The following is a 25,287-nucleotide window of genomic DNA, read 5'->3' on the forward strand; positions in this document are numbered from 1 at the left end:
ATAGATAAGTAATAAGGAGGAGTCGTATGGCGACTTGGTGGATCGTAACAAAGAAACATTGGCGAATTGGACTTATTTCTGTTGCTGCTGTTATGTGTGTGACCGCATTTTGGCGCTATGAAACGAATCGTATTCAAGAAAACGCAGCTCAGTCCCAACCTACAGAAAAACGTGTCATCCATATGATTACAAGTGAGGTCAAAGGGAAGTCGGAAGACGGCAAAGAGATAGAAGTATATCGTTTTGATCCAGGCACAGTGCCTGCCAATGACGGAGAACTCGTTGAACTGCGAATTCGCGGAGTAAATGGCAAGCAGCATGACTTTTTTATTGAAGGAATGGACATCAGAGGCACGATTTATAAAAATAAAGAAACGGTCGTCACTTTCATCGCTAAAGAAGGCATCTACCCAATCATTTGTGCTAACCATGCAGATGCCGCACATGAAGGGCCTATGATAGGCTATATCGTTGTCGACTAAGACAATTATCCAACGGTAGCAGGACGCATTCTTCCGCATATGTTGTTAGCATCTTGACGTATGAAAGGAGCTTGCCTGCTGTGAAGCCGAAAGAACGCCATACTACTCCTCTACCGTCGATGCGCAAAATACGCCGTGCCTGTGCTACCGAATTGTATCGAACGGTAAAACGGATGAATGTGTATATTCCTGCACCGCTTATTGAACAAGGTGAGCAGTTGTATGTAAAAAAAGTGGTTGCTAACCTACTGTTTGTTCATGAACACGGTCAAAATCGCAAAAAGCTCTGTGACTGGTGGGATGAGCATGTTGCCCCAGAGCTCTCCGAACTATGGAAAGTCGATATGGAAAAGTTAAAACAAAACTTCCGTCACACCTTCGGAGGATAACGTGAGCAGCAAATAACATAAGCGACGAGGTGCTTTTGGCTCCATAAAAGGCCCATGCTGTACAGCATGAGCCTTTTCGAGCATCTCATATGGATAAGAACATCAAGAGAATTCAGAACGAAGCAGTTGTTCTTCAGTCTTTCGTTAATCACTACCCAATGAAGACAAATGCTTCATTTCCAGGTGGTATTACTCTACTTCTGCGGAATTGAACGCCGTTCGCATTAAATGTACGTACTACTAACGGTACATTTGTTGGTGTGCCTATGTTTCTAAATTGGACAACACCAAAGTTATCAAATGGCGCAGTAGCAATCAAAACACCGTTAGCGAATGCCCGTGCAGTAAAACCTCTTGTGTTGAAAGGAATACCGTTGCGCTGAACCCAAACTACCGTAAACCGATTTAGATACGGCCCTTGAAAAACGGTACTCGTCTTGTTCGTTGATTTCGTTGTCTTCTTCGTCGTTGGGCTTACCGTTTTGCTAGTTGGTTTTAGCTCTTTTAACGGCGGTTGCTTTGCAGTCGATTTGACGGTTTGCTTTACAGTCTGTTTCACAGTGGGCTTTACGACTTGCTTGGGTGGCTGCTTGCTCATACCATGGACTCCCCCTTATAGCGATTTGTATACCGTATGCTTGTGAGTCTCGCCCTGTATGGACGTTAACCTAGCAAACAAGTGGGTAAAGCAAATTGGGGAAGTGTACCGGATGATTCGCGCATTTCAGAATGAGTACGCTGCATTCATCTTCTTTTTACGGCCACGTTAACCTCTCGACGGAGGCCGATGCGCGAAGCGCCTCTGGCGTGATGGCGAATTGCTTATCGTTCGCCGGGTCGGCAAGCGCCTCCATGCGGCGCACTTCAGCCTTATACTGGCTGAAGCAATCTTGCGTCGCCAAGGCAAGCGTACGCGCCTCGGCGAAACGCCCTTGCTCCGCCGCCTGAAGGCTCATGGCGGCGAGACGTTCGACCGCTTCGGTCTGCAATGCCTTATCGAAGCGGTCTGCTTGTACAGCCGCCTTCCACCAGGTGGCGGCTTCTTCCTCGCGTCCGCTGCGTTCGGACGCGAGCGCGAGCGCACGATAGAGCGCTTTGCCGCGGCGCTCATAGCGCAAGCCTTCGCGCAGCATGGCGAGCGACTCATCTGGGGGCAGATGCTCCGCTGCTGCTAGCCGGATATCGGTTCTAGCTGGTGATAAGCTTGCAGCGAGCCGTAGATAGGTTGGGTTATCGACGTGGTACCCAAAGCTAAATATCTTATGCCCTGCCACCTGAAGCAAGTTCATAACAACCCCAGTGCCCAACACGATGGTAAGAATCATTGCTGGCAAGCGACGATTCAAGTGGAATCGATTCTTGTGCAAAGGAGTAAACTGCCGCCTCCTCAAAGTGTCATCTCCGTTATCGTTGTATGAAGACTCGTCATACGACTGAGCCTTATTATCACATCGCTGTTCAGATACCACTTGGTTACGAATTGGAGTTAGCCAAGCAATAACAAGCCACGCTAAGCTAATCCATATGATTAAACCATATGCCATATCAAAGTCGATTAAGCTGTGCAGAACAACAATCAGCACAGCTGCAGCCGCTCCTTGGTTCCGTCTCCAAGCTCCTATGACTGCAAAAGCGATCATACCTCCCACAACGAGAGTTCCTGCTAGTCCAATATCCAATAGACTATCGACTAATAAACTATGTGCTTCCTTGCCTACATATGGCTCTTGCTGTATACTAGCAAACTGCTGTCGCCATGCATCTCCACCACTCCCGAACCACGGGCGCTCCTGCCACAGCCGTATTGCATCTTGATACATAAGTGCTCGTGCAGATGCTGTTTCATAATGCCCTCCAGTTAAACGATCATTTGCCTGATCTGGTGCAACAGTCCAAGCTAGCCATGCTACGATTAGGATGATAATACTTGCACCACCAACGAGCAGCACCCTTCCTTGCTTTACACGGCGCTGACTATAACAAGCAATGAGCAGCAGTAACGTATTGCTGAGAAGGCAGCCGAAAAATGCTGTCCATGCAGCATAACGAAAAGTATCTGATAGCCATAGCCCTGCGGTGGCGAATATAGATAGCATCGCCCAGCTTGCCAGCCACAGCATAAACAACAACAAGCCTAGCTTCTCTTTTCTAGGTGTCAGCACCCAAGTAACGAGTAAAACGAAAATGGTTGCCAGCCAAGCCCCCCTAGACTCCGTTAATCCTAAAACCGTAAGATGGAGAAAAATAAGCCCGGTTGCTAGGATAACTTTGTTCATTTCGCTGTGCATCAGTTTCATATAAGCATGCTTTATCCCACGCTGATGCCGCTCTTGCGGCTCTTGCAGCGATTGCGACTGTCGTGAATATTGAAGCAATGACAAGCGTCTATACGTATTCAAAAGGTGATAAACGGCGAATGCTCCTGCGATCGTGCCAAGTGTATTCGGGTACTGCAACCACCCACCTAACCGAAACCCCAGCGCCGATATTTCTACATCCGAACTAAAATAGACTGCCCCCTCAAGTTTTATCCATCCGTATAATTGAAACAAAGATCCTGCTGAGAGCACCAAACCACAGACTGTCACTAGCCTGTGAATCCACTGCCGCCTCGGATACCTAATTAAGTCGTTATGATTTGCAACTCTCGAATCCATACTGCTGTTGTAGGCGCTAAGTTGTACGAGTACAATAACCCATGCACCCGCTCCTATCCAGCGTATACATTGCATCCAGGTGCCTTGAACACTCGCAGGATTGCCTAACAGTCCGATGACATAAAATAGCGCAGCTATGAAAGGAAATAACAGCGGCCACGGTATGGAGATGGCCATACGATTCTTCGTTTCTAGATCCCCTCTATTCATAAGAGCTCGCGATACAAGCCATAAAGCTAAAGGCATAATGACAAAGGCGGCTCGCATATAATCCCTGTCATAAAACCAGCCATAGTCCAGCATACCGCCAAGCAGAAGCCAATACGTACATATCAAAAGTACATAATGTTGAATATCGTTACCTCTTAGATTCCAAAATACCGCTTTCTTTTGTCGTTCCTTTTGATGAATACTCCGCATATAATCCCCCCTTCATTACCACATACAATGCCACTCAACTATGACCCTGTGTAACATCCAACAAAGAAGGCCCTCCATTCGGAAAGGCCTTTACCATCGTCTCCTATTATGTATCGCTCTAATCAAATTATGATATAACGTTAATTGTGTACAACATGTTAGCTTAATGTCGATTTCTTAGATTGTACATAGACTTCGACTTGTCTACGAATAATAAACGCTCGCAGCGCTCTTGATGACAGGTCATCTATGAGTTCCAACGTCCCGCCGCACATCAAGGCCGATTCTTTATGTTCTTGGCGAATAATATAAACCTCAGCTTGCAATTTAAAGCCTAAGTCCAGCTCTACATTCAACTTATGTCCTATCTTCCAATCGCAATGCGGCGCAACAAGGAAGCCTACTCCGTTCAAACTAATATCCAACAAATCGATAGCCATTTGTGATAATTGATCTGGCCCATTTCCATGAGCACTTTTAAAAATGCTGGCTACACCGCTGTTCCTTATTTCAACCCTAGGATGCTCTCGCTTGTCCGCAAATCTTTTCTGATGCTGTGGCGGATTTACAAATAAAAGTGAACCTAAATGTCTTGCTATTACTTTGGTCATAAACGTAAACATGCCCACCGGCGAGTACATCGTGATTTTAACCTGCTCTCCCAGTTCGAACTGTTCATATTCTGGAAGCTCCACTTCCATTAGATCCCCTTCGATATAAGATAGCACACCTGTAGCAACGGTACTTTCCCCCTCAATAACTGTACGGCTATGAAGAAGAACCCGTAAAGGCTGCTGACTAGATGGCGATGACTCTTGTGCTGATGTTTCAAACATGAACGTTGTTCAGCTCCCTTTCCATTCGATTCATCCTATCATTTAAATAGATGACGTCTTATAAATATGTTATCGTCAACACAATATCTATAGTAAAGATTTAGAAGACTAAGATGCTTATTTTTTCTTGACACTCACGCTTCGTATATTCATTATAATGAGGGTTGCAAAGGAGGTACGCTGTATGGAACATCATTTTACAATAGAACCTATGACCGAGGAAGATGCTAACGACATTTGCTCATGGCAGTATGAGGCGCCATTTGATATATATCGTTTTTTACCGTGGTCAGAAATGAAAGAACAGGGTATCGAATTCGGTGATCCCGACCTACGAACATCTCAATATGCATCTGTACGCTTAGGTAAAGATTTAGCAGGATTCGCTCAATTTTTCCCGCTTGTAAATGTTACTCGTATTGGGCTTGGCATGCGGCCGCAATGGTGCGGAAACGGGTATGGAGTAGATTTTGTGACTGCGATCGTAAAGGAAGCGCAGTTCCGTGCTCCCGAAAATGAAATCGATTTAGAAGTATTCACATGGAACAAACGAGCGGTTAACGTGTACTTGCGAGCAGGATTTCAAATTACCGATGAATATAAACGACCGACTCCTACTGGAGCAGCCTCGTTCTACTGTATGGTCTACGAACCATCACAATCGAAATCATCTCATACATGCTGACATAGTAAAGAGACTTCTTACTAAAATAAAGTTGCCCCTAGCGTAAATACTGCTGAACAGCGTTATACCTACGATAAGGGCAACCACATCTAACATTCACAACAAACGAATGAGATAGCTTCTTACTAATTGCTGCCTGTTACGAGACCAAGACGATCCCATTCCGATTGCAGCGCACGCTCTAAATATGGACGAACATGCAAAAACTGCTGATACGATTGATATTCCGCCCACATCTTGTCCACTTCATCCTGCTTGCGCTTGGCCGCAACTGCACGGATCAGCAGGTTTTTTGGCGTATGCTCAAGATCAATAAATTCAAGCAGCTGTGTGCTATAGCCTACCACATCTAATAACTTAGCGCGGGCAGCATCTGTCGCTAATGCAGCGAAGCGCTCTTTTAATATGCCATGGCGCAGCAAAGGCTCCAATTGTGGAGCAGCGACTTGTTGATAAAGCTCATGCTGACAGCAAGGCACTGACAAAATAACATTTGCCCCCCATCGCACTGCCTTCTCTAAGGCCATATCTGTCGCTGTATCGCAAGCATGCAAAGTGACAACCATATCTACATTGCCAGCCCATTGATACTGCGCAATGTCTCCTAGCGCAAAATGCAGTCCATCATATTGAAGCGTGCGGGCAAGCTTCTCACAGTGCGCAATAACATCTTCCTTTAGATCAAGCCCTGTAATATGAACCTCACGTCCGCGCAATACATGTAAATAATGATACAGCGCAAACGTTAGGTACGACTTGCCACATCCAAAGTCAATAATACGAACTGGCCTATCAGCAGGCAGATGGTCCAGTACATCCTCTACCATCTCTATAAAGCGATTGATTTGCCTGAACTTATCGTATTTGGCACCTAGGACGTTACCCGAAGCACTCATAATGCCAAGCTCGACCAAAAAAGCAGCTGGAACCCCATCTTCGATGATGTACTGCTTCTTGCGATTATGAGATAGATCCGCTTGCTTAGACTTTTTATCTGTCTTCGATTTGATATTGACTTTGTACTTCTTACTAATGAGTACATGATGTTCCCCATCAGTAGTGCGAATCAAGGCTTGTTGAAAATGATCGTTAAGCAACTGCATCAGTTTAGCAACAGCTTCCGTCATCAACGTATTTTCATGTGCCACCTTGTTAGCATAATGATAGGTCAACTGAAGGACAACGCCTTCTCTCAATTTAATCGGCTTCGCTGTAACCTTCGTGCAGCCGGGTTCAGGCTGCTGCCTAACTTGACTAAACACGGCAGAATGCAAGCTGCCAGACTGTATACATTCATTTATTAATTCGCGTAAACGTTCCACTTTTATAACTCCCAACTTTCCTCTACAACTAAACTTTAGTTTACACGAAAGCCATCCGCATAACCACTTTTCTCACAAGGTTTTGTGCAATAGAACATCCCAAGCGTATCCAGTTCCAAATCCAAATAGGCGATCCTTACATGGAAGGATCGCCTACATAAAACTATGTGAGGATGAGAATTCATCGGTTACCTATAGTCCCATTGTTCTTTTCACTATTCACGGTTCACGGTTGAGGCAAGCTTTCCATAAAACGGCTAATCGCATGAGCCATTCCCTCTGAATCCTCCATCATTCCCATGTGCCCAACATTCGGTAGTAATACTTGATGTACATGAGGACCTTCTGTAGTAAACAATCGCTCTGCTGGCACAATCTGATCTTGATCACCTGCTACGAGCAGCAGCGGCAATTTGGTTGCAGTCATAACAGCTGTTCGATCTTCTCGTTCCCGCATTGCCAGTGCAGCTCCTATCGCACCTTGTGGAGGTGTATGGTAGCCAATCTCCAATGCCCTATGAATAGATTCCTTATGCTGCTCAAGTTTATTCGGATTGAACAGTTTCGGGACAAGCTCATCGACGAATTGCACAATTCCTTGTGATTGAATACGTTCAACGGCTTTTAGGCGATTTTCTTTAGCCTGTTCTGAATCTGCATAACCTGTAGAGTGAATTAATCCAAACCCATGAAGACGATGCGCAAAGCGCTGCGCAACAGACAAAGTGACATATCCTCCTAGAGAATGGCCGAGCAGTACGAACTTATCTAGTTCCAGCTTGTCCGCTAACGCAATAATATCATCTGCCATCTGCTCAATCGTATATGCCCCTTTTGGAGCGGTAGACTTCCCGTGACCACGCAAGTCAGGCGTAATGACTCGATATTGCTGCTGTAAATGAGGAACAACGTCTGACCAATATTGTTGATTGCCACAAAATCCATGCAGCAAAATAACCGCCGCTCCTTTACCGCTATCCCCTATATGTAAATGGAATTCCTTTTGAATTTCAATCTTCGTCATCCTGTTCCCTCTTTCCATTCTATATTGTATGCCACGAAACGAAAAAATAGCCAATTTTTGTGTATATTCATAAAAAAATTTCATGAATGCACAGTTGTTGATTCTAGTATGCATAAATGTTCCATACTTATTGAATATATACACTAATTGCATACCCGATGAAACATAGCTAACGCTAACCAACTCTCCACCTATTGGACTCAGCATACCTAACAAGTAAGGGGGTGTTGATCATGGAAGGGTTTGAACTGTTTCTCGGCACTTGTACGTTCATGATTGGAATGGTTCAACTGATGATCGTGTTGTCTGATCGAAACAAAAAGTAGTCCGCTCCGCACAGAACGGACCATTGCACGCAGTTGGCAGTTTCCCAATTCATGCTTTTGTCAGGCTAAGTCGGATGCCCCACATCCGACTTTTCTATTTAGGCCCACAACTTCAATTTATGGTGGTGGTATCTATTTTATGATTGGATAACAGCACTAATTATGAACGCTCTGTTACAATTGCTGCAGTTGAATCTATCGCATCGACAATCTGATCGACCATGCGAATAACTTGGAATAACGAAGTTGTTTGCAGCGTCAGATAAGGCTTCGGCCCATGTTGGTTTACAACAGCCGCTATGCTGTAATGACCGACTGCTGGAAGTGCTGTACCCACAGATTCAGCTGGCTGCAAGGGTTGATTATTTACGAGAAACTGTCCTACCGAAGAAGGATGGCCCAAGCAAGCATCTATCGCCACCACAATCTTTTCACCATCTATCGAAGCTAAATAGCGCTCCAAGCTTGAAGCATCACACGGATCAGCCAACGTACCGATAACTTGCGTATATCCGAGTTCCTGAAGTTTCGTGCCTACTAAAGGACCTAGTGCATCCCCTGTAGAGCGATCTGTACCAATACATACAAATACGATGCGACTTGCCTCATACCGACTAACGATCTCCTGCAAGAAGGATACTAAGCCAGCATGCGTACATTTACGAGGCTTACTTATAGGCAAGCATTCTTGATGAATAGGATTAACCATGAGCTCCCCCCTTAATTTATATACAGCAATTTGTTATAGATAGCATCATGAATATACGTATGCGCTTAATGACGCCTTATTGTACTGTATGACTAGCATAATTGCCAAGTCGTGCACGAAGTCTTTTACCATGTTACAATACGTTCAACGACGGTTGTTTAACCGATGAGGAGGATCCTAATGAGTGTAGAAGCAGGAACACAAGCAGAAGTAGAAATGATGATTGAGGCAATAAAAGAACGTTTGAAAATGGCAACAGCTGCTGCCATGCAAGCTTCCGCCTTCTCTGTCGATCAATATGAAGATATTAAGGACATTTATGAAATCGTCATTAGCAAGCCAAACTTCAGCATTAGTGAAGTAGAAGCGCTTGTTCAAGAGCTTGGCAAACTGCGCCGTTCTTAATACAGTACAGAACTGTACGCGGTTTCTTTGATGCCAAAGAAAAGAGCTGTCCAACAAGCGGAATCATCTACTTCTCGGACAGCTCCTTACATGATATTACTACAGTTTCTACACGCTCACTTCCCCTAACAATGCTTGGAGCTGCGTTACTCGCTCTGTATCTACGCCATTCGCCATCAAGCCACCATATCGAACCGAAGAACCGGCATGAACCCATGGAACTCCTGTTTCACGAATGAGTGATTGCACATTGTTGGAGCCGATCCCGCTCCCAGCCACAATATGCAAACCGTTAGGACCTGCATCATTTACAAGCTGCCGCAATTGCACAGCACCCTCCTGGGCAGTCGAATGGCCGCCAGAAGTCAGTACATCCGTAATCGAACGGTGGCGCTTCAATATTTGCAGAGCTTCCAATAGATCGCTCGCTTCGTCAATAGCACGATGGAAGGTGATCGACATGCCTTCCGCCTGCTTAACAACTTCTGCAAGCAAATGCTCATCTACTTTTCCTTCCGCAGTAAGTGCACCGAACACAATCGCCTCTGCACCAGCCTGCTTCGCCATTTGAATATCACGTACAATCGTCAAGCAATCATCCTTATCATACACAAATGAACGAGCATGCGGTCTTATCATCACGCGAACTGGGATGTGCGCAGCTTGAACCGCCTGTTCAATTAACGCATAGCTAGGGGTCAATCCACCTTCAGCTCCAGCCGTAATCAGCTCAATGCGATCTGCACCGCCAGCCTGAGCTGCTCTTACATCACTAAGTGTCGTCGCGATTACTTCTAAATGTACTCGATTCATGTTATCCACCTCATAAACCTTATAGCTTAAAAACAGTATGGCGCTCTCCAACAATTAACCCTTGGTCATTTTTAATGATAGTTGGGAACGCTTCTTCCAATCGCTGAATCGTTGCTTCATGTTTATAACTGATTTGTCTTAATAGTTCGGCAATGACATAAGCACATTCTTCATCAGAGCCATCAGCAATTTTCACAGCAAAACCTAGCTGCTCTTCTTTCAAAGCAAAGCCAAATACTCCTTTAAATCCACCTTTAGCGACGATATTGTCATCCTCCATCAACACGGAGTCTAAACGGCCTGTACCACCAACTAACAGCGGGTAGCTCGTCATCGCTTGATTAATACGTGTAACTGCTTGTCTTGTCGATTCATCAGCAATTAACGATGGATTACCTAACTTCAAGTAAGCGGTGGCAATCGTCGGTAATGGCAGTGCGTAGACTGGGAAGCCGCAGCCATCCGTGCCTACTCCTACAATATCAGGCGATACTCCTGCCATTTCGAGAACCGCTTCGGTAATCTGAATTTGAGCTGGATGGGTAGGATGCGTGTACGTATCCAATTCATAACCTTCCTGCTTGCACCAAGCCAACACTCCAAAATGCTTGCCCGAACAATTATGGAAGCGGCGTTCAAGCTGCCCGCCTTCGCGAATCCAATTATGACGAGATGATTCATGAAGCGGATAGGAAGGGTGGCAAACTAATCTATCTTGTTCCAGCCTGCTAGCCGCCATCATGCCGTCAATCGTTTGCATATGCATATCTTCACCACGATGCGAGGACATCATCAAAGCCAACTCTCGGTCCCCATAACCATAATGCTCAAGCACCCCGCTTTTTACAACAGGAATCGCCTGTAGCGGCTTGCCTGCTGATCTAAGAAACGTAGGCCTGTTCATATCACCGATGGCATGCAGAAGCGAACCAGATGCATCAACTGCACAAATAGCACCCCAATGCTCGCATTCTACCCAGCCACCTCGTGTTTCTTCAACTAATCGTTTGTACATGATGCGGCACCCTTTATCTTTATAATCGTAATTATGTTATAATCACTTCTCATTATACCGAATTCACAATGAATTTGCTCTCGCAGATTCTACATACTATCGTTATGTACGTCGGAAAGGATGTTAACGTAATGAGTAATAAATCTACGCAGCAGGCCACCAAACTCACACTAAGTGTGTGGTGGGGTCTTATTACCATTCCACTATTATTATTTTTACTGGCTTGGATAACTAGAAAAGTATTAAAACACGTTCTCCTGCCAATCGACATTGCCGTCACTGATACGTTAAGGCAATGGGCTACACCGACAGTAACGAATATCGTAACCGTCATTACACATATGGCAACCGATTATTTTATTATCTCCCTGGCAGCTGTAATATCAGCCTTATTCATCCTAGTCTGGAAAAATCGCAAGGCTGCGTTTACGCTCATCCTTGCCTTAGGTGGTGGATATATGCTTAACGAGACGATGAAGCAAATATTTGCTCGAACAAGGCCGGAATGGGAGCATTGGGTAATCGCGGACGGTTACAGTTTCCCTAGTGGACATGCTATGGTAGCAGCTGCCTTCTATGGGGTTCTTGCCTATTTACTCGTTCAATGGCTTAGAGATAAGGGAATCAGCTCTAACATAGCAACGATCGGGATAGCATGCCTTGCGAGCATACTTATTATTTGCATCGCTTTAAGCCGTGTTTACTTGGGAGTTCATTATATTACGGATGTTGTAGCAGGCATATTCGCTGGTATGCTGTGGTTTTTTGTATGTATTTATGTGTACCGTAAATTAAATAACAGGCCCAGCACCAAAAGGCGTGTAGGCGAATAAATGATTAAAAATTATCCGTTTTAAAAAGTGTGATTGTTTCAAATGCACTTCTACCGTGTAAATGCTCCTTAACAACAAATTCGATTAAAACGTTAAGGAGAGATGTACGATGAATACGAATCAATTTACCAATCAATCACCCGCTTATAACCATGAGGTAGGATATAACACAACCAATCAAAATAACGGGAACCATTTTGCAAAAGGACTTCTTATTGGCGGACTTGTAGGCGCAGCTGCTGCCCTGTTGTTTGCACCGAAGTCTGGTCGTGAACTGCGACAAGATATATCCTACAAGGCTCAGTCCGTTGGAGAAATGACAAAAGACGCTGCTTGCGACTTAGGTAACAAGGCAGCTACAATCGTCAAATCCGTAGGAGAAAGAGCTGAAGTCGTTGTTACGAATGTCAAAAGTGCTACGCAAGCGATCACTGACCAAGTTCAGGATGCAAAGGATGAAACGGTGCTGCACACGAAAGAAGTTATTGCGGACGCAGCAGATAACATAGCAGCTTCATCTCAAGAACAACAAAATCCTAGAATCGTTCTCCCCCCTGAAGCTCAACTTCCAGGGTCGATCGTTAAATAGGGAGGCTGCGCCGCTATGAACACAACTTCAATAGTAAGCGCTCCAGCGCAGAGGGTGCGTCATGTATTCATTCAGCATGGTTTCACAGGTATTAGCTGTAAGGAAAAAGAAACGTTTGTCCTAGGCTGGATCGATCAAGAGATGGATGAGCTGCGCGCCTCTCATGTGTTCACAGTCCCTGCCATCTACTTACCTGATGGCAAGCTGTTGATCGAAGCTGAGAAGGCATCCTTTTCTGGATATGGGCAAGTTCCTGATAATATTCAAGCCCAAGCTCATGAACAGTTGAACGAAATATTGGCTGCATTAAAAGACGACCGCTCTGTTCCAAGGGAAGAGACACACTCTTACAAGCCATTGGACAGCGAACGGATGCCTTTCCCAGAATCATAATCTCTTTACCAACTACAAAGAATACAAAGAAGCTCTAGGCAGCAATCGTGCCCAGAGCTTCTTTGTTTACTCCATGTTCTATTTATGAATGGGACCGCGAATTTTGGAATACACGATATACCACACTACCCCAATGACCAGCCAAATTCCGAATATGATCCATGTTCGGAACGGCAAGTTCACCATCAACAGCACACAACTTGCAATCGATAATATTGGAATGAGCGGCATAAATGGCACCACAAATCCGCGCTTCAAATTCGGATGGGAGCGGCGAAGCAAAATAACAGAGAGCCCAACCATCACGAATGTCAACAGCGCACCAATGTTAGCGAGATCAGCTAGTTCCTTCAAATCCATAAAGCCTGCAATGAAGGCACTTACACCGCCTATAAACCACAATGCCACTGTTGGAGCATCATTCTTGTTCAGCTTTGTGAAGGATCGCGGAATCAATCCGTCACGACTCATCGTCATCATGACTCTTGTCGCCGCATAAATGTATGCCAACACGACAGCAAGCATTCCGATAACAGCACCAACCGCAATAATACCCGCTACTTCATTTCTACCTACAAGATGAAGAACGTATGCCATCGCTTCTGGCACATTCAACTGTGTATAAGAGGCCATCCCAGTCATGACAACACATACGAATACGTAAATCACTGTACTAATTGCCAAGGAACCGATAATACCTTTTGGTAAATCCCGCTGCGGGTTCTTCGCATCTTCAGCAGAAGTAGAAATGGCATCAAATCCAAGGAAAGCAAAAAACACAGCTGCTGCACCTGCCAGCACTCCGCTTGTGCCATATGGCATAAATGGAGTCCAGTTGGCAGGCTCTACATAGAACGCTCCCACAATAATAAAGAGCAAAATAACCCCTAGCTTTACAAAGACCATGATGTTATTAACAGTCTTACTTTCTTTCGTACCGCGCAATAGCAGCCATGTCATAAACAACACCATCAGAATAGCAGGGAGATTCACAATCCCTCCATTAGCAGGAATGGTCATCCATTCAACAGGAATACCGATTCCAAATGAATCTAATATATTGTTTAAATAACCTGTCCAACCACTCGCCACGGCTGAAATCATCAGAACATAAACGGCTAATAGCGTCCAGCCCATTAAATGAGCCACTAATTCACCTACTGTTATATAGGCGTAAGTATAAGCACTCCCTCCAATGGGAACGGCTGAGGAGATTTCCGCATAGCACAATGCTGCGAATGCGCACACGATACCAGCCAAAATGAAGGAAAGAATTACTGCAGGGCCTGCATCTCTTGCTGCGACCAAGCCTGTAAGTACCATAACGCCTGTCCCGATAATTGCACCCATGCCTAGCAAGGTTAGGTCAAGTGCTCCTAATGTTTTCGAACCTTTTCTGTCATTGCTTTGAGCAAGCAGCTTGTTCACATCTTTTTTACGAAACCAATCTTTCATTGTTGTTTGCTGCACCCCTCTAGATGTCCAACATGTTGTTGTAAGGTCATATTTTATCATGCCCATCTTTTACGATGAAGCCTACAAATGTTGGGGGTACCCAACACAAAAAGCATGCTTGTCCTATGCATTAAGCAAGAACAGCATGCTTATGTAGATGTTATGGATTCAATGGACATTATAATTTGATAATCTTTACCAAAAGATGTGACGGCGTTCAACGTTGATCGTTCTATCATCATCGAACAAGATCGTGATTCGTCAAAATGTTCTTCAACTTGTCAGTTGCCCTTCGCTGTATGCGCGATACACTCATTTGTGATACACCAAGCTGCTCGGCAACCGTACGTTGTGATAGTCCTTGTTCAAATATAAGCATGAGTACCTTTACTTCTTCTTGCTTCAACTGCTTCATCGCCTCAAGCAAATCCATCTTATGCTCAACAGACTCATAGTCATTCGCTTCAGAACTAATTAATTCCCCTAACGTAGCCGCACTCTCATCCTGAGACAGTGGCGTATCCAATGATACATAATGATAGCACTCCCTACCTGCCAACACTTCAACTGTCTCTTCCACAGAAAGCTCCAAGCGGGCAGCAATTTCATCGATACTTGGGGAGCGCTCTAATTGAATCGTTAATTCATCGATTGTCTGCTGAACAACTGCACCTTTTTCTTTAATTCTCCTCGGCACTTGGATGTACCAAGACTTGTCCCGCAAATAATTTTTCATATGGCCGATCATACTCTTCATCGCATATGCTTCGAAAGGCACTCCCATAAGGGGATCAAACTGCTGCAGCAAGCGAATCATAGCCATGTTCCCTACTTGCATCAAATCTTCATACAAATCTGGTCGGTTACGTGATATTTTACCTGCGGCCATTTTAACCATCGGCTCGTATTTTTGGATGAGAACGGTAGCAATGTCATTGTCGTGGCTTTGTTGATATAGGCGGATTAGTTCATTTGCATCCTCGGTCATTTTGGGATGTGGAATTGTCATTTGACCTCTCCAATTGCCAGAACCCGCTTCATCATTTTAACTTCCGTACCACGACCTTCTTGACTAGAAATACTCACATCATCCATTAGTGCCTGCATCAAATAGAAGCCCAATCCACCTGCCTGAACGTCATCCAACTGCGTATCATGCCATCCTGTTGCATGACCAAGTTTGTCATTTGCCATAAAGCTTGATCCTTGATCACGGATCGTCAGTTCTAATTCATGCTCACCGATATCAAAAGTAACATCTACCACGCCGCCTTCTTGGCTATACGCATACAACACCGCGTTGTTGCAAGCTTCTGAAACGGCTACTTTCATATCTTCAATTTCTTCATAGGAAAATCCGATTCTGCTGGCTATACCATACAAAGTAAGGCGCACCACATCGACATAATCAGCTTGTGCAGGCAAGCTTAACTTCACTTGCTGCTTTGTTTTTACCTCTGCCATGTTTACTTATCCTTTCACCCTCATATTCGCTTTACATTAGCGCTGCGGAATTAAAAACTTAGAAATGCCTGTCACATCAAATAACTTTTGTACATGTGGTGGTACATTCTCCACAAAGAAAGGCGCCTGCTCGGCATGCCGGACTTTTAAAATGGAGATGAGTATGCCTATCCCTGTACTGTCAATGTAAGACAGCTCACTTAAATCCAATGTCAGTCTAGTGCTAGGGTCTACCGCCAAAGGCTCCATCATTGTACGGAATTCACCTGCTGCTGCCAGATCCAGTTCACCCTGGAGCTTGACACGAATACCGTCTGCTTCATTTAACGTCACTGCTGTAAACTTGTGGCTCATAAATTATCTCCCCTAAATAAACGACATGAATAGTTTCGTTCTGTTCAGATACCTTCATTGCTGTATCTCTTTGTACTTAAACAGGCTTCACCATGTTTGAAACACTATTTATTTTGTTCTTCATCAATAATTTTTGCACGAACGTAAAATTGTACAAATGTTCCCTTTTCACTAGGCAAAATGTTTATTTCCCCATCCATCGCTTGTACGATTGTATGACAAATGGCTAAACCTAATCCGCTTCCTCCATATTTCCTGCTCAACGATGAATCCAACTGGAAAAAGGGCTGAAAAAGTCCTGATTTCTTCCCTTCTGGTATTCCAATCCCCGTGTCCCTTATCTCAAATTGCATCCAACAATCGCCTTGTTCTTGATGAAGCGACAATAACTTGATCGTTACCTCAATTGAACCTTCTGCTGTAAATTTAACTGCGTTACCGATTACATTTACCAACACTTGACGTAAGCGTTCCCTATCACCACTAAGATAAGTTGGGATATGCTCATCTACATCTAAGGATAAGATTACATTTCTCTGGATAACTTCAGAAGCGAACAAAGCCAACACTTCATGCGCCACTTCATGGATAGAAAATGGATACAGGTCCAGTTCAAGCCCGCCTGATTCTAACTTCGTAAAGTCCAAGATGCGATTGATCGTTTTCACCAGCGAATCAGCACTGTTATATATATATTTAGCGTAATTTCGCTGTTCTTCCGTCAAATCACTATCAAGCAGCAAATCTACCATACCTAGCACTCCATTCATAGGAGTTCGTATTTCATGACTCATCATGGTAAGAAATTGTGTACGAACGGATGCTGCACGCTCAGCCTCTTCTTTTGCCATCTCGAGCTCCTTATTCATCCGCTCAAGTTCTTCTGTCTTCTGCTGAAGCAGCATCTTCTTTGCCTGTAATCTTTTCTGCGCTTGAAATATCCCTACGAAGCTAGCAATCTTCGACTTAAGAATATGAGGGATGAATGGCTTAACCATATAATCAATCCCTCCGGCCGAATAACCAGCAAATAAATGCTCGGTATCCGTATAATTAGCCGATATAAATATGATTGGAATATGCTGTGTCTTCTCACGCGACTTAATCCACTTGGCTGTTTCAATTCCATCCATCCCAGGCATCTGCACATCCAGTACAATGACAGCAAATTGTTCCTTCATCAACTGCCGAAGTGCTTCTTCACCCGATGACGCTGTAACTAAACGGTAATTCTCATCTGACAATACCGCTTCGAGCGCTAACAAATTCTCGGGATAATCATCTACCAGCAAAATATTAATAGGCTCCAACGTAGGCATGCTACCTCCATGCCCCCCCTTAATGATTTATCTTATTTTCCGATAGATCTTCTCATTGAAATCTAGCTCTTCATAAGAAGATTCACATTGTGTAAAATGCAAAGACTCTTTTGAACCAAGTACCAATATACCATTGTGGCTTAAACTCTCATAGAACAGTCGGTGTACACGATTGCGCAGCTGGTCATTAAAATAAATCATCACATTGCGACAAAACACTACGTTGAACTCATTGAACGACATATCCGTAGCAAGATTATGATCGGCAAAAATCATATTTTCACGCAGAAAAGGATTTAATATGACCGTCCCTTCATCTGTTGCCGAATAGTATTCTGAGAACGAGCGCTTACCCCCGGCTTCCAAATAATTTTTCGTATACTGTTTCATCTTGTCCAAAGAACAAATCCCTTCTTTGGCTGTTTGCAAGGATAGGCTATTCATATCTGTCGCATATAACCGTGTTCGCTCGTATAAGCCTTCTTCTTGAAGAAGAATAGCCATGGAGTACACTTCTTCTCCAGTCGAGCAGCCTGCATGCCAAATACGTATAGAAGAAAGCGACCTCAACTTAGGAACTACTTTCTCCCGGAACGTCTTGAACATGGAAGGATCACGAAACATTTCTGTCACTGGAATGGACAGATTACGTACAAATCTATCTACACAATGAGGATCAGACAGTACCTTGCCTTGTAATGCTGAAATCGAATGAAGCTGCTCACGGAAAATTTGATGCCATATTCGACGCTTCAGAGATGGATAAGCATAATCTCTAAAGTCATACCCATACATTCGGTATACACCTTCCAAGAGCAGCTCAATCTCAATTCGCTCACGAACCTCATCTCGATCCGTGCTATTATTATCTACTTCTTGCCTACGTTCATTCACTCGGTATCGTTATCCTCCTTTCCTACACGTCTTGTCTATGATGCACGTCTACCCATACAAGGCACTTATCATCTTCATGTAAGCTTTCATTTGCGAATAATTGCTGCCATGCTTCTGAATTATCAACATCTGATTCTGTCTTCACCAATTGTGTCAAATTTGCTATCGCTGTATCTAAAGATTGGACAGTTGACTCTACCAGCCCATCCGTATACAGACCAATTCGGAAACGATGTGTACACGATATTTCCTTCACAGCAATGTGCAGTTCAGGGAACATCCCGACTGGATGACCTGTCGTCTCCATTTGAACCACTTCACCATTGTCCATGACTACAATGCCAGGAGGATGGCCTGCATTAGCATAATGAATGACGTCCTTCTTCGTATCTACAATCATATAAATGGCCGTCATATAATAGAGCGTCAAGCTGTCATTCATATATAGTTGATCAAACTTGGCATTCAACTGCTGCAGCACAATATCAGGAGACGCCTCGCTTTTGACTGTTGTACGTAATGCGGATGCAATGTACATACACAATAATGCTGATGACACACCATGTCCCATCATATCTAAAATAAGTACACCATATTTACCATTGCTAAGCGGGAACCATGCATACAAGTCTCCTGCCAGCTCTTCTGAAGGTCGATAAATGGCCTTGATCGTAATGGCCTGATCTTCATACGGCTCGGTTAAAACCGATTCTTGAACCTTCGCAGCAAGTCGAAGCTCCTGACGAATATGGGAATCACGTTCTTTATGCCAATCCTTCTCCTGCTTCAATCGAAGAGCGAGCCTGATTCGAGCCAACAGCTCGATTCGGTTGACAGGCTTGGTCACATAATCAACAGCACCTGCATCCAATGCGTCTGCAAGTATGTTCGAATCCGCTACTGCAGTCACCATAATAATGGGAATATCACGCAGATGATCTAGCTGTTGTATATGTCTGCAAGCCTGCAAACCGTCGATTTCAGGCATCATCATATCTAATAAAATAAGATCAACATCCGGCTCTTTGGGATGAATGTCTACAACTCCACCTGAATAATCGAGTCCTAATTGCTGGTACATCTCTTGTGCGCAAGAAGCCGTAGAAATGTGTTGGTATCCGTCTTTACGCAATATTTCTCGGATAAGCATGACGTTCGTTGGATTATCATCTACAACAAGTATGTTCATAGAAAAATCCTCCTTTCTCTGTTACCCTCTATTTATTATGATACACTGCACATCTATATCGGGCTACTTTATCGTTGAATTATATAGACATTAAGCATATTTGCTAGGTTATAGTACCTTGTCGATTTCAGCATAAAAGGCCGACTATCTTATCGCGATAATCGGCCTCCCCCTGAGCGTATCTATGATCGATAATCTATGACTGTGCAAAAATACGCATCAACGAATCAGCTAGTCAGCTAAGATTTCGAGTTAATCGCACGGAACACCTTCCATACTTGCGCTCCCGCATCTACCCACGAATACCAATTCGGTTGACAACTTGCTTGCTGAGGTGTTGATGAAGAGGGAGATTCTATCGTTCCCATAGGCGATGAGCTCATAGCCGATTGTTGTTGAGGACGTCCAGAATGTTGCTGCTTGCCCACTGCTGCCTTTCCTCGAAGGCCATGTGCAAATCCTGCAGACACTTCTTTTACTGCCAACGTCACCTCACTTAAAGCCTCGCCCGCATGCTGCATCGAATCTGTTATCGGCTCCAACTTGTTCATCTGATGCTGGATACTTGCCGTAACTTCATTCGCATTGCGTGCTACAGCTTGTAAATCTGCATTTAACGACTCAATCGTACGCTGCACATTTTCAAGGGTAGCGGAAGCACGCTCCAATGACTGATTAGCTGCCTTTAACGTTTGGATCATAAAATAAACGAGTACAACGAATGCGATAGACGCAATACTGACACTTATTTCTAATAACATAGACGATCCCTCTCTTTTCTAGACAAGTCTTTCTATACACGATGTAAACACATGTTCTCTTCCTATCCTTCTATCACTACTAGCTTAATTACATAAGAATCCAACAAATTTGATTATCAATTTTTCGGTATCCGATGCCATTCTTTAACACGATTGTATAGGATGATATACCCTGTGCAACTTAGGCTGAAACAACTTCAGCACACGAGCAACTTACCTGTTTCAAAGTTCTGTAAGTACGGTTATGAATGTGTCAACAAGTGACAAAGGAGAGGTTTAACATGTTGAGATGGGCATTTTTGTTTCTAATCATCGCCTTAATTGCAGGTGTATTTGGCTTTTTCGGGATTGTGGAGGCCGCTACCTCCATCGCCAAAATAGTCTTCTTTATCTTCTTAATTCTATTTATTGTATCCCTGATCACAGGCAGAAGGGCATAGCGCTCTAATGTTGCAAGTAACGAACAAGCACATCATAGATGGAAGCAGTACAAAAAGGGGTATTCGTTAGTCTCGAAAGACTAACGAATACCCCTTTTTATTGTTTCATTGATTTAGATAAATCCACCTACATTGTGCAGATCCCAAACCATGACTATTTAATTAAAGTCCTTTGTTGAACTTCTCACGATCCCATTGGCCTAACCAACGAGAGGATAGAACTCCCGCCGTCATAGAGCCATTAACATTAACAAGCGTGCGTCCCATATCAATAAGCGGCTCGACCGATATGAGCAACCCTGCCAAGGCAACAGGCAAATTCATTGAGGATAGAACGATAAGTGCTGCAAAAGTTGCTCCTCCTCCAACACCAGCTACGCCAAAGGAACTAATCGCGACAACAGCGACCAATTGCGCTAGAAATCCTAAGTCCAACGGATTAATGCCTGCGCTCGGAGCAATCATAATCGCTAGCATGGCAGGGTAAATGCCCGCACATCCATTTTGACCGATTGAAGCTCCAAATGTAGCACTAAAGTTCGCAAACGATTGTGGCACACCTAAGCGATCCACTTGCGTCTCGATATTCATCGGTATCGCACCTGCGCTTGAACGCGATGTGAACGAGAAGGCAAGCGTAGATAAGGAACGTTTGAAATATCCAATCGGTGATATTCCTGATACAGCCAACATAAGTGCATGCACAAGCAGCATAAGCGCTAGCGCAACATAGGAAGCAACTACGAACTCTCCCAATTTCAATATTTCAGCGGGGGCGGTTGTAGAAACCACTTTTGTCATCAGAGCAAATACCCCATACGGTGTAAGCCTCAATACAATCGTCACCATTCTCATGACAACCGCATGCAGTGCATCAATGATAGACATAAACACTTTGCCATGCTCAGGCTTCTTTCGGATTACGCCTAATGCTGCCACCCCGATAAATGCCGCAAAAACAACGACTGCAATCGTAGATGTACGACGTGCTCCCGTCATATCCAAAAACGGATTAACAGGAATGAATTCCAGCACCTGCTGTGGAAGTGTAAGATCTTTTACTTCTTCAACCTTCGTATCCAAATATTCGCCTCGTGCTACTTCCTGCTCTCCAGCTTGAATGTCTATAGAGGATAAGCCAAAGAACAGCGAGACAGAGATAGCAATAACAGCCGCAATAGCTGTTGTCCCAACCAAAATACCAATAATCGTAGCACTCATTTTACCGAGGCCCGTTTTTGACTGCACATGGATAATGGCAGAAATAATCGAAACAAAAATAAGAGGGATAACGACCATTTGTAACAACTTCACATATCCCGTTCCCGCGATACTAAGCCAATCATTGACCGATTTTACAACGGAATGATCAACACCGAATATAAGTTGAAGTAAAGCACCGAATCCAATACCAATACCCAACGCTGCAAACACACGCTTCGTAAAAGGCACATGCTTGCGCTGCATTCGGTACAACAGGCCGATTAACAGCCCCGCTGCCGCTAAGCATAGCAGCACGATCCATAAGTTTGTCATGACTAACATCTCCTTGCCTTACCAGCATTCAGTATATTGAGTTCAAAACTACAATCCGTACTTATTTATCCATTCCTAATGTTAGCATAAGGGTAGGCTTGTATTCCTTTCCACGCTGAGTCACCTTTTACTTCTTCATTTCCACCTATCTTTTCGTCAATCCAAAACGGATCGTCCATTGACCCGTTGATGCTCGAATATCATCAACTTGAATAAGCGACGGCAAATAAGGACGAAGATCGAACGCAAGCTGCTTCTTCTGCTGCTCCAACCAACGATCAGGTAATGGAATATGTTTAAGCGTTACGCGAGAAGGTGTCAAGAGCAAAGTCTGTGTCTGCGTGTCCCAATTCACGTCCATATAAATATGAAGCTCTGCATCAAGCATATCCCACGGACGAAGATGAAGGGTGACATCGAGTTGATCCTCCAACAGCTTACTATTCATCCCTTGAACGTTCCATTGAGCCCATTCCGGCTTCTGTTGCAGCCATTGCTGAACAAATATAGAAGCATATTGATTCCATTCTTTTTCTGAAATCGTTATTTCTCGACTACGCTCTTGGGCAACACGCTTCAGAATTGAAGGGAGATTATCGTCCGGCATAGCTTGCCAACCTATTGGCTTATCTGGCTGAACATAGAAATATAAACAGGCTACAGCCACTATAACCAATAGGAATACACTGATTATGATGCGTAGTAACCACGACCTCTTCTTCTTCACCAATCCATCTCCTCCAATCTGCTATATAAAGCTATAATTGACGTTTCAAGATAAGCAAGATTCCTCATAATAACTTACAATAAGTAAGGAAGTAATATATATGTATTGTATAACCATAAGCAAATATAAACAATACAGAAAAAAGCCCCATCACCCGCTCAACGTTCAAAGCAGTGAGAGACTAAACCTATAAGATGCACACTATGCAAGGTAACGTTCATCGTCAGCTGTTTGTATCTCTCATCGTCGCCACATGTATCTTCTCATACATGGGACGCTCGTACATATGTGTTCGATAAAGTACAAGACGGTCAGCTGACCAAGTAGTATGCTTTTCATCATTTTGCTGGGAAGGAAGTACAAAAGGTTCATTACCTTGAAATTGTCTCGCTACTGTTATATGTGGAGAGTATGGCCGTAACTCCCTCTCGTATCCCTCCAGCGCGAGATGCCGCCCAACCATCTCAGCAGCTCCTAACAGCAATTCCTTCTCCCCTTCCACATCTCTCCATAGTACTCGTGGCGAGTCTGCTCTTCCGAAGGTTCCCCATCCTGCTAATCGCAGCAAGAATGGTGAACAGTTAGCCCCAGCTTCATTCATTCTTGCTTGAATATCGGGAATTCGTGCGATCTCTACGTCACCTAAAAATTGAACCGTAATATGATAATCCTGCCACGTTGTCCATTTGCGGAATGTATATGCAGAGGATCGAGCATATGCATCAACCTGATCATGCAGCATTTTCTTCAATGATATTGGAAGCTCAATCGCTATAAAGACTCTCCATGTGGACTCCATCTTGAGCACCTCAAGTTTACGCATTTTTAAGATTCGACCCCGTCAGTTTGGGCATATCTTACTCCATTCATGCATTGGAAGAAACAGAAACTGTCGATGGCTATATCTCTTGTTTTTGAATTGGTGCAGGTGCTGCCATTGAGGGCTACCTATCCTTTTCTACAACTCTAGGAAATAGGATAATCTTCTCCAACACAATCGATAACATCGTAAAAATGCTAGCTTCCATAAATAGAACTACATCTAGTTGTAATTTAGGTTCCCAATTAGGCTCCCCTATCGATATAATGTGATACATCCAAGGATGAATAACAATAAAGGCAACCACATGACTAACAAGGTAAACACCAATTATTTTACCGATGACTACAACTGAAAACGTTTGTATATGATTCATATAGGGGCGATGAACCATATAACTCCACACAATGCCACATGCATTACCAACAAAAGTCGCCCAAATATAAGGCCACTTAAGTCCGTGTAAAAGTAACATAATAAACCCAATTCCGATGAGCAAATTGCCTACTCCGATTAGGATATAGGTGCTTCGTTGTCTCATCTCTCTCTACACGCTTCCTTCCGTTACAACCTGACTAGGATGCATTACTTTCTTAATAACATCATGTTTCGATATAAAAGTAAAAGGGATGCGTTCAATTTTTATCATATCTTTAACTTATGTTTCTGACACGTAATAACTATATTATTGATCCGCCCAAAAAAGATAAACAAGCTGGCCCATTATGTTATCGGAACCAGCTTGCCATGTCGACGTTTCTAATCGTATTGAATTAAAATGTAGCTTCTAACTTCGCTCACAACTAAATCATGATGGCCTGGCAAAGCAAATCCTGCTTCGATTGATTGCTGCATCAATTGCATAATGGGTGATTCCCTGAATTCGAGCCGGCAAATACGCAGATGCGATTCATCCTTATCGCTCCCTCATACGTTGTCCGTTGCTTACTCACATTCTATCAGATAAAGTATATTATACAGATGTTGGAACGTAAAAGGAGCAAACATAAACATGATTATAATAGAAAACATTTCATAATTTGAGCATTGGGAACAGCAATTTTACGAGCAACGTCAATGGTCTCAATATAGTCCTTTTATTGGCGCTGGATTCATGATGGAAGAAGTAGGAGCACTGCTAGAGCCATTCGGGCAATTGAAATAGGGCGAGACCGACCTGATGAAGAGGCAATGTGTTACGACGATGCTAGCAAGCAGTTAGTTGAAGAACTAGGAGATATTTTAGTCACTATGTTAATTCTGTCTGATAAGTACCATATATCCTTAGATGAAATTATGAATGGGCATGTAACCAAGCTTACTGCTCGATTTAATACAGAAATTAAGACGTAGAGCACTATTTTCTATCATTATTTTAAATCAAATAATCGTTCGCATTGTCGTACTCTCACTAGCATTGCTGTTCGTGC

The 25,287-nt window shown here is 43.7% G+C and carries 28 protein-coding genes and 1 pseudogene; 9 read left to right on the forward strand and 20 right to left on the reverse strand.

All coding sequences use genetic code 11. From position 1 onward, the window contains the following. Positions 1 to 26: 26 nt before the first annotated feature. Together H580_RS0111210 and H580_RS0111215 are read left to right on the forward strand one after the other, a co-directional pair. Positions 27 to 482: a hypothetical protein gene (locus tag H580_RS0111210; protein WP_028594869.1), complete on the forward strand. Its 456-nt coding sequence runs from the start codon at positions 27 to 29 to the stop codon at positions 480 to 482. Between the two features lie 80 nt (positions 483 to 562). Then, positions 563 to 871 carry a hypothetical protein gene (locus tag H580_RS0111215; RefSeq protein WP_036605100.1) on the forward strand — a complete coding sequence of 103 codons (309 nt, stop codon included), beginning with the start codon at positions 563 to 565 and terminating at the stop codon, positions 869 to 871. Between the two features lie 151 nt (positions 872 to 1,022). Here H580_RS0111215 and H580_RS24040 read toward each other — a convergent pair whose 3' ends face one another. The 3 genes from H580_RS24040 to H580_RS0111230 form a co-directional block, all read right to left on the reverse strand. Continuing rightward, positions 1,023 to 1,469 (reverse strand): hypothetical protein, encoded by a 447-nt coding sequence (locus tag H580_RS24040; protein WP_051217407.1) that lies wholly within the window; start codon positions 1,467 to 1,469, stop codon positions 1,023 to 1,025. Positions 1,470 to 1,626: 157 nt separating this feature from the next. Next, the gene (locus H580_RS0111225; RefSeq protein WP_028594871.1) at positions 1,627 to 3,948 is read right to left on the reverse strand and encodes an O-antigen ligase family protein; all 2,322 of its coding nucleotides are present in this window, start codon (positions 3,946 to 3,948) and stop codon (positions 1,627 to 1,629) included. 158 nt (positions 3,949 to 4,106) lie between these two features. Continuing rightward, positions 4,107 to 4,784 carry a PilZ domain-containing protein gene (locus H580_RS0111230; RefSeq protein ID WP_028594872.1) on the reverse strand — a complete coding sequence of 226 codons (678 nt, stop codon included), beginning with the start codon at positions 4,782 to 4,784 and terminating at the stop codon, positions 4,107 to 4,109. Between the two features lie 184 nt (positions 4,785 to 4,968). Between H580_RS0111230 and H580_RS0111235 the strand changes: the two genes are divergently transcribed. Next, positions 4,969 to 5,469: a GNAT family N-acetyltransferase gene (locus H580_RS0111235; protein WP_028594873.1), complete on the forward strand. Its 501-nt coding sequence runs from the start codon at positions 4,969 to 4,971 to the stop codon at positions 5,467 to 5,469. Between the two features lie 125 nt (positions 5,470 to 5,594). Here the strand turns inward: H580_RS0111235 and H580_RS24045 are convergent, their stop codons facing one another. The 3 genes from H580_RS24045 to yyaC form a co-directional block, all read right to left on the reverse strand. Continuing rightward, complete coding sequence (locus tag H580_RS24045; protein ID WP_051217408.1) at positions 5,595 to 6,791, reverse strand: class I SAM-dependent methyltransferase; 1,197 nt, start codon at positions 6,789 to 6,791, stop codon at positions 5,595 to 5,597. A gap of 226 nt (positions 6,792 to 7,017) precedes the next feature. Further along, entirely contained in the window at positions 7,018 to 7,815 is a 798-nt protein-coding gene (locus H580_RS0111245) for an alpha/beta fold hydrolase (protein WP_028594874.1), read from the reverse strand. A 486-nt stretch (positions 7,816 to 8,301) separates the two neighbouring features. Next, positions 8,302 to 8,850 carry a spore protease YyaC gene (gene yyaC / locus H580_RS0111255; RefSeq protein WP_051217409.1) on the reverse strand — a complete coding sequence of 183 codons (549 nt, stop codon included), beginning with the start codon at positions 8,848 to 8,850 and terminating at the stop codon, positions 8,302 to 8,304. Between the two features lie 180 nt (positions 8,851 to 9,030). On the opposite strand from yyaC, the gene H580_RS0111260 reads away from it, so the two are divergent. Next, complete coding sequence (locus H580_RS0111260; RefSeq protein WP_028594876.1) at positions 9,031 to 9,255, forward strand: DUF1128 family protein; 225 nt, start codon at positions 9,031 to 9,033, stop codon at positions 9,253 to 9,255. A gap of 108 nt (positions 9,256 to 9,363) precedes the next feature. On the opposite strand, the gene H580_RS0111265 is transcribed toward H580_RS0111260, so the two are convergent. Both H580_RS0111265 and H580_RS0111270 read right to left on the reverse strand, forming a co-directional pair. After that, on the reverse strand, positions 9,364 to 10,068 hold the full coding sequence (locus H580_RS0111265; RefSeq protein ID WP_028594877.1) for a copper homeostasis protein CutC: 705 nt from the start codon (positions 10,066 to 10,068) through the stop codon (positions 9,364 to 9,366). Between the two features lie 19 nt (positions 10,069 to 10,087). Then, positions 10,088 to 11,083, reverse strand: coding sequence for an asparaginase (locus H580_RS0111270; RefSeq protein ID WP_028594878.1), 996 nt, complete (start codon positions 11,081 to 11,083; stop codon positions 10,088 to 10,090). A gap of 131 nt (positions 11,084 to 11,214) precedes the next feature. Between H580_RS0111270 and H580_RS24050 the strand changes: the two genes are divergently transcribed. The 3 genes from H580_RS24050 (at position 11,215) to H580_RS24060 (ending at position 12,898) form a co-directional block, all read left to right on the forward strand. Next, positions 11,215 to 11,916: a phosphatase PAP2 family protein gene (locus H580_RS24050; RefSeq protein WP_051217410.1), complete on the forward strand. Its 702-nt coding sequence runs from the start codon at positions 11,215 to 11,217 to the stop codon at positions 11,914 to 11,916. A 109-nt stretch (positions 11,917 to 12,025) separates the two neighbouring features. Next, positions 12,026 to 12,505, forward strand: coding sequence for a YtxH domain-containing protein (locus H580_RS24055; protein WP_051217411.1), 480 nt, complete (start codon positions 12,026 to 12,028; stop codon positions 12,503 to 12,505). A gap of 15 nt (positions 12,506 to 12,520) precedes the next feature. Beyond that, positions 12,521 to 12,898: a hypothetical protein gene (locus tag H580_RS24060; RefSeq protein ID WP_051217412.1), complete on the forward strand. Its 378-nt coding sequence runs from the start codon at positions 12,521 to 12,523 to the stop codon at positions 12,896 to 12,898. A 78-nt stretch (positions 12,899 to 12,976) separates the two neighbouring features. On the opposite strand, the gene H580_RS0111290 is transcribed toward H580_RS24060, so the two are convergent. The 8 genes from H580_RS0111290 to H580_RS0111325 form a co-directional block, all read right to left on the reverse strand. Beyond that, entirely contained in the window at positions 12,977 to 14,353 is a 1,377-nt protein-coding gene (locus tag H580_RS0111290) for an amino acid permease (protein WP_028594879.1), read from the reverse strand. A 238-nt stretch (positions 14,354 to 14,591) separates the two neighbouring features. Next, entirely contained in the window at positions 14,592 to 15,362 is a 771-nt protein-coding gene (locus H580_RS0111295; RefSeq protein WP_028594880.1) for a sigma-70 family RNA polymerase sigma factor, read from the reverse strand. Then, the gene (rsbW, locus tag H580_RS0111300) at positions 15,359 to 15,817 is read right to left on the reverse strand and encodes an anti-sigma B factor RsbW (protein ID WP_028594881.1); all 459 of its coding nucleotides are present in this window, start codon (positions 15,815 to 15,817) and stop codon (positions 15,359 to 15,361) included. The genes H580_RS0111295 and rsbW overlap by 4 nt, the downstream gene beginning before the upstream one ends. A 36-nt stretch (positions 15,818 to 15,853) precedes the next feature. Next, entirely contained in the window at positions 15,854 to 16,171 is a 318-nt protein-coding gene (locus H580_RS0111305; protein ID WP_028594882.1) for an STAS domain-containing protein, read from the reverse strand. Between the two features lie 104 nt (positions 16,172 to 16,275). Then, positions 16,276 to 17,490 carry an ATP-binding protein gene (locus tag H580_RS24065; protein WP_051217413.1) on the reverse strand — a complete coding sequence of 405 codons (1,215 nt, stop codon included), beginning with the start codon at positions 17,488 to 17,490 and terminating at the stop codon, positions 16,276 to 16,278. A gap of 27 nt (positions 17,491 to 17,517) precedes the next feature. Continuing rightward, on the reverse strand, positions 17,518 to 18,384 hold the full coding sequence (locus H580_RS0111315; RefSeq protein ID WP_028594883.1) for a CheR family methyltransferase: 867 nt from the start codon (positions 18,382 to 18,384) through the stop codon (positions 17,518 to 17,520). A gap of 22 nt (positions 18,385 to 18,406) precedes the next feature. Continuing rightward, positions 18,407 to 19,573 carry a SpoIIE family protein phosphatase gene (locus tag H580_RS0111320; RefSeq protein WP_028594884.1) on the reverse strand — a complete coding sequence of 389 codons (1,167 nt, stop codon included), beginning with the start codon at positions 19,571 to 19,573 and terminating at the stop codon, positions 18,407 to 18,409. Between the two features lie 239 nt (positions 19,574 to 19,812). Further along, positions 19,813 to 20,334 (reverse strand): DUF948 domain-containing protein, encoded by a 522-nt coding sequence (locus H580_RS0111325; protein WP_028594885.1) that lies wholly within the window; start codon positions 20,332 to 20,334, stop codon positions 19,813 to 19,815. 281 nt (positions 20,335 to 20,615) lie between these two features. Here H580_RS0111325 and H580_RS25865 point away from each other — a divergent pair, with 281 nt between their 5' ends. Then, complete coding sequence (locus tag H580_RS25865; RefSeq protein ID WP_028594886.1) at positions 20,616 to 20,774, forward strand: DUF1328 domain-containing protein; 159 nt, start codon at positions 20,616 to 20,618, stop codon at positions 20,772 to 20,774. A 162-nt stretch (positions 20,775 to 20,936) separates the two neighbouring features. On the opposite strand, the gene H580_RS0111335 is transcribed toward H580_RS25865, so the two are convergent. From H580_RS0111335 to H580_RS0111350, 4 genes are all read right to left on the reverse strand, one after another. After that, entirely contained in the window at positions 20,937 to 22,310 is a 1,374-nt protein-coding gene (locus tag H580_RS0111335) for an L-cystine transporter (protein WP_028594887.1), read from the reverse strand. A gap of 145 nt (positions 22,311 to 22,455) precedes the next feature. Beyond that, positions 22,456 to 23,037 carry a hypothetical protein gene (locus H580_RS0111340; RefSeq protein WP_028594888.1) on the reverse strand — a complete coding sequence of 194 codons (582 nt, stop codon included), beginning with the start codon at positions 23,035 to 23,037 and terminating at the stop codon, positions 22,456 to 22,458. A gap of 223 nt (positions 23,038 to 23,260) precedes the next feature. Beyond that, complete coding sequence (gene thpR, locus H580_RS0111345) at positions 23,261 to 23,860, reverse strand: RNA 2',3'-cyclic phosphodiesterase (protein WP_036605104.1); 600 nt, start codon at positions 23,858 to 23,860, stop codon at positions 23,261 to 23,263. 121 nt (positions 23,861 to 23,981) lie between these two features. Then, positions 23,982 to 24,398: a GtrA domain-containing protein gene (locus tag H580_RS0111350; RefSeq protein WP_028594890.1), complete on the reverse strand. Its 417-nt coding sequence runs from the start codon at positions 24,396 to 24,398 to the stop codon at positions 23,982 to 23,984. A 558-nt stretch (positions 24,399 to 24,956) separates the two neighbouring features. Here H580_RS0111350 and H580_RS25870 point away from each other — a divergent pair. After that, positions 24,957 to 25,210: pseudogene (locus H580_RS25870) on the forward strand (MazG nucleotide pyrophosphohydrolase domain-containing protein). The last annotated feature ends 77 nt before the right edge of the window (positions 25,211 to 25,287 follow it).

Source organism: Paenibacillus assamensis DSM 18201 (assembly GCF_000422445.1).
Lineage (GTDB): Bacteria > Bacillota > Bacilli > Paenibacillales > Paenibacillaceae > Paenibacillus_B > Paenibacillus_B assamensis.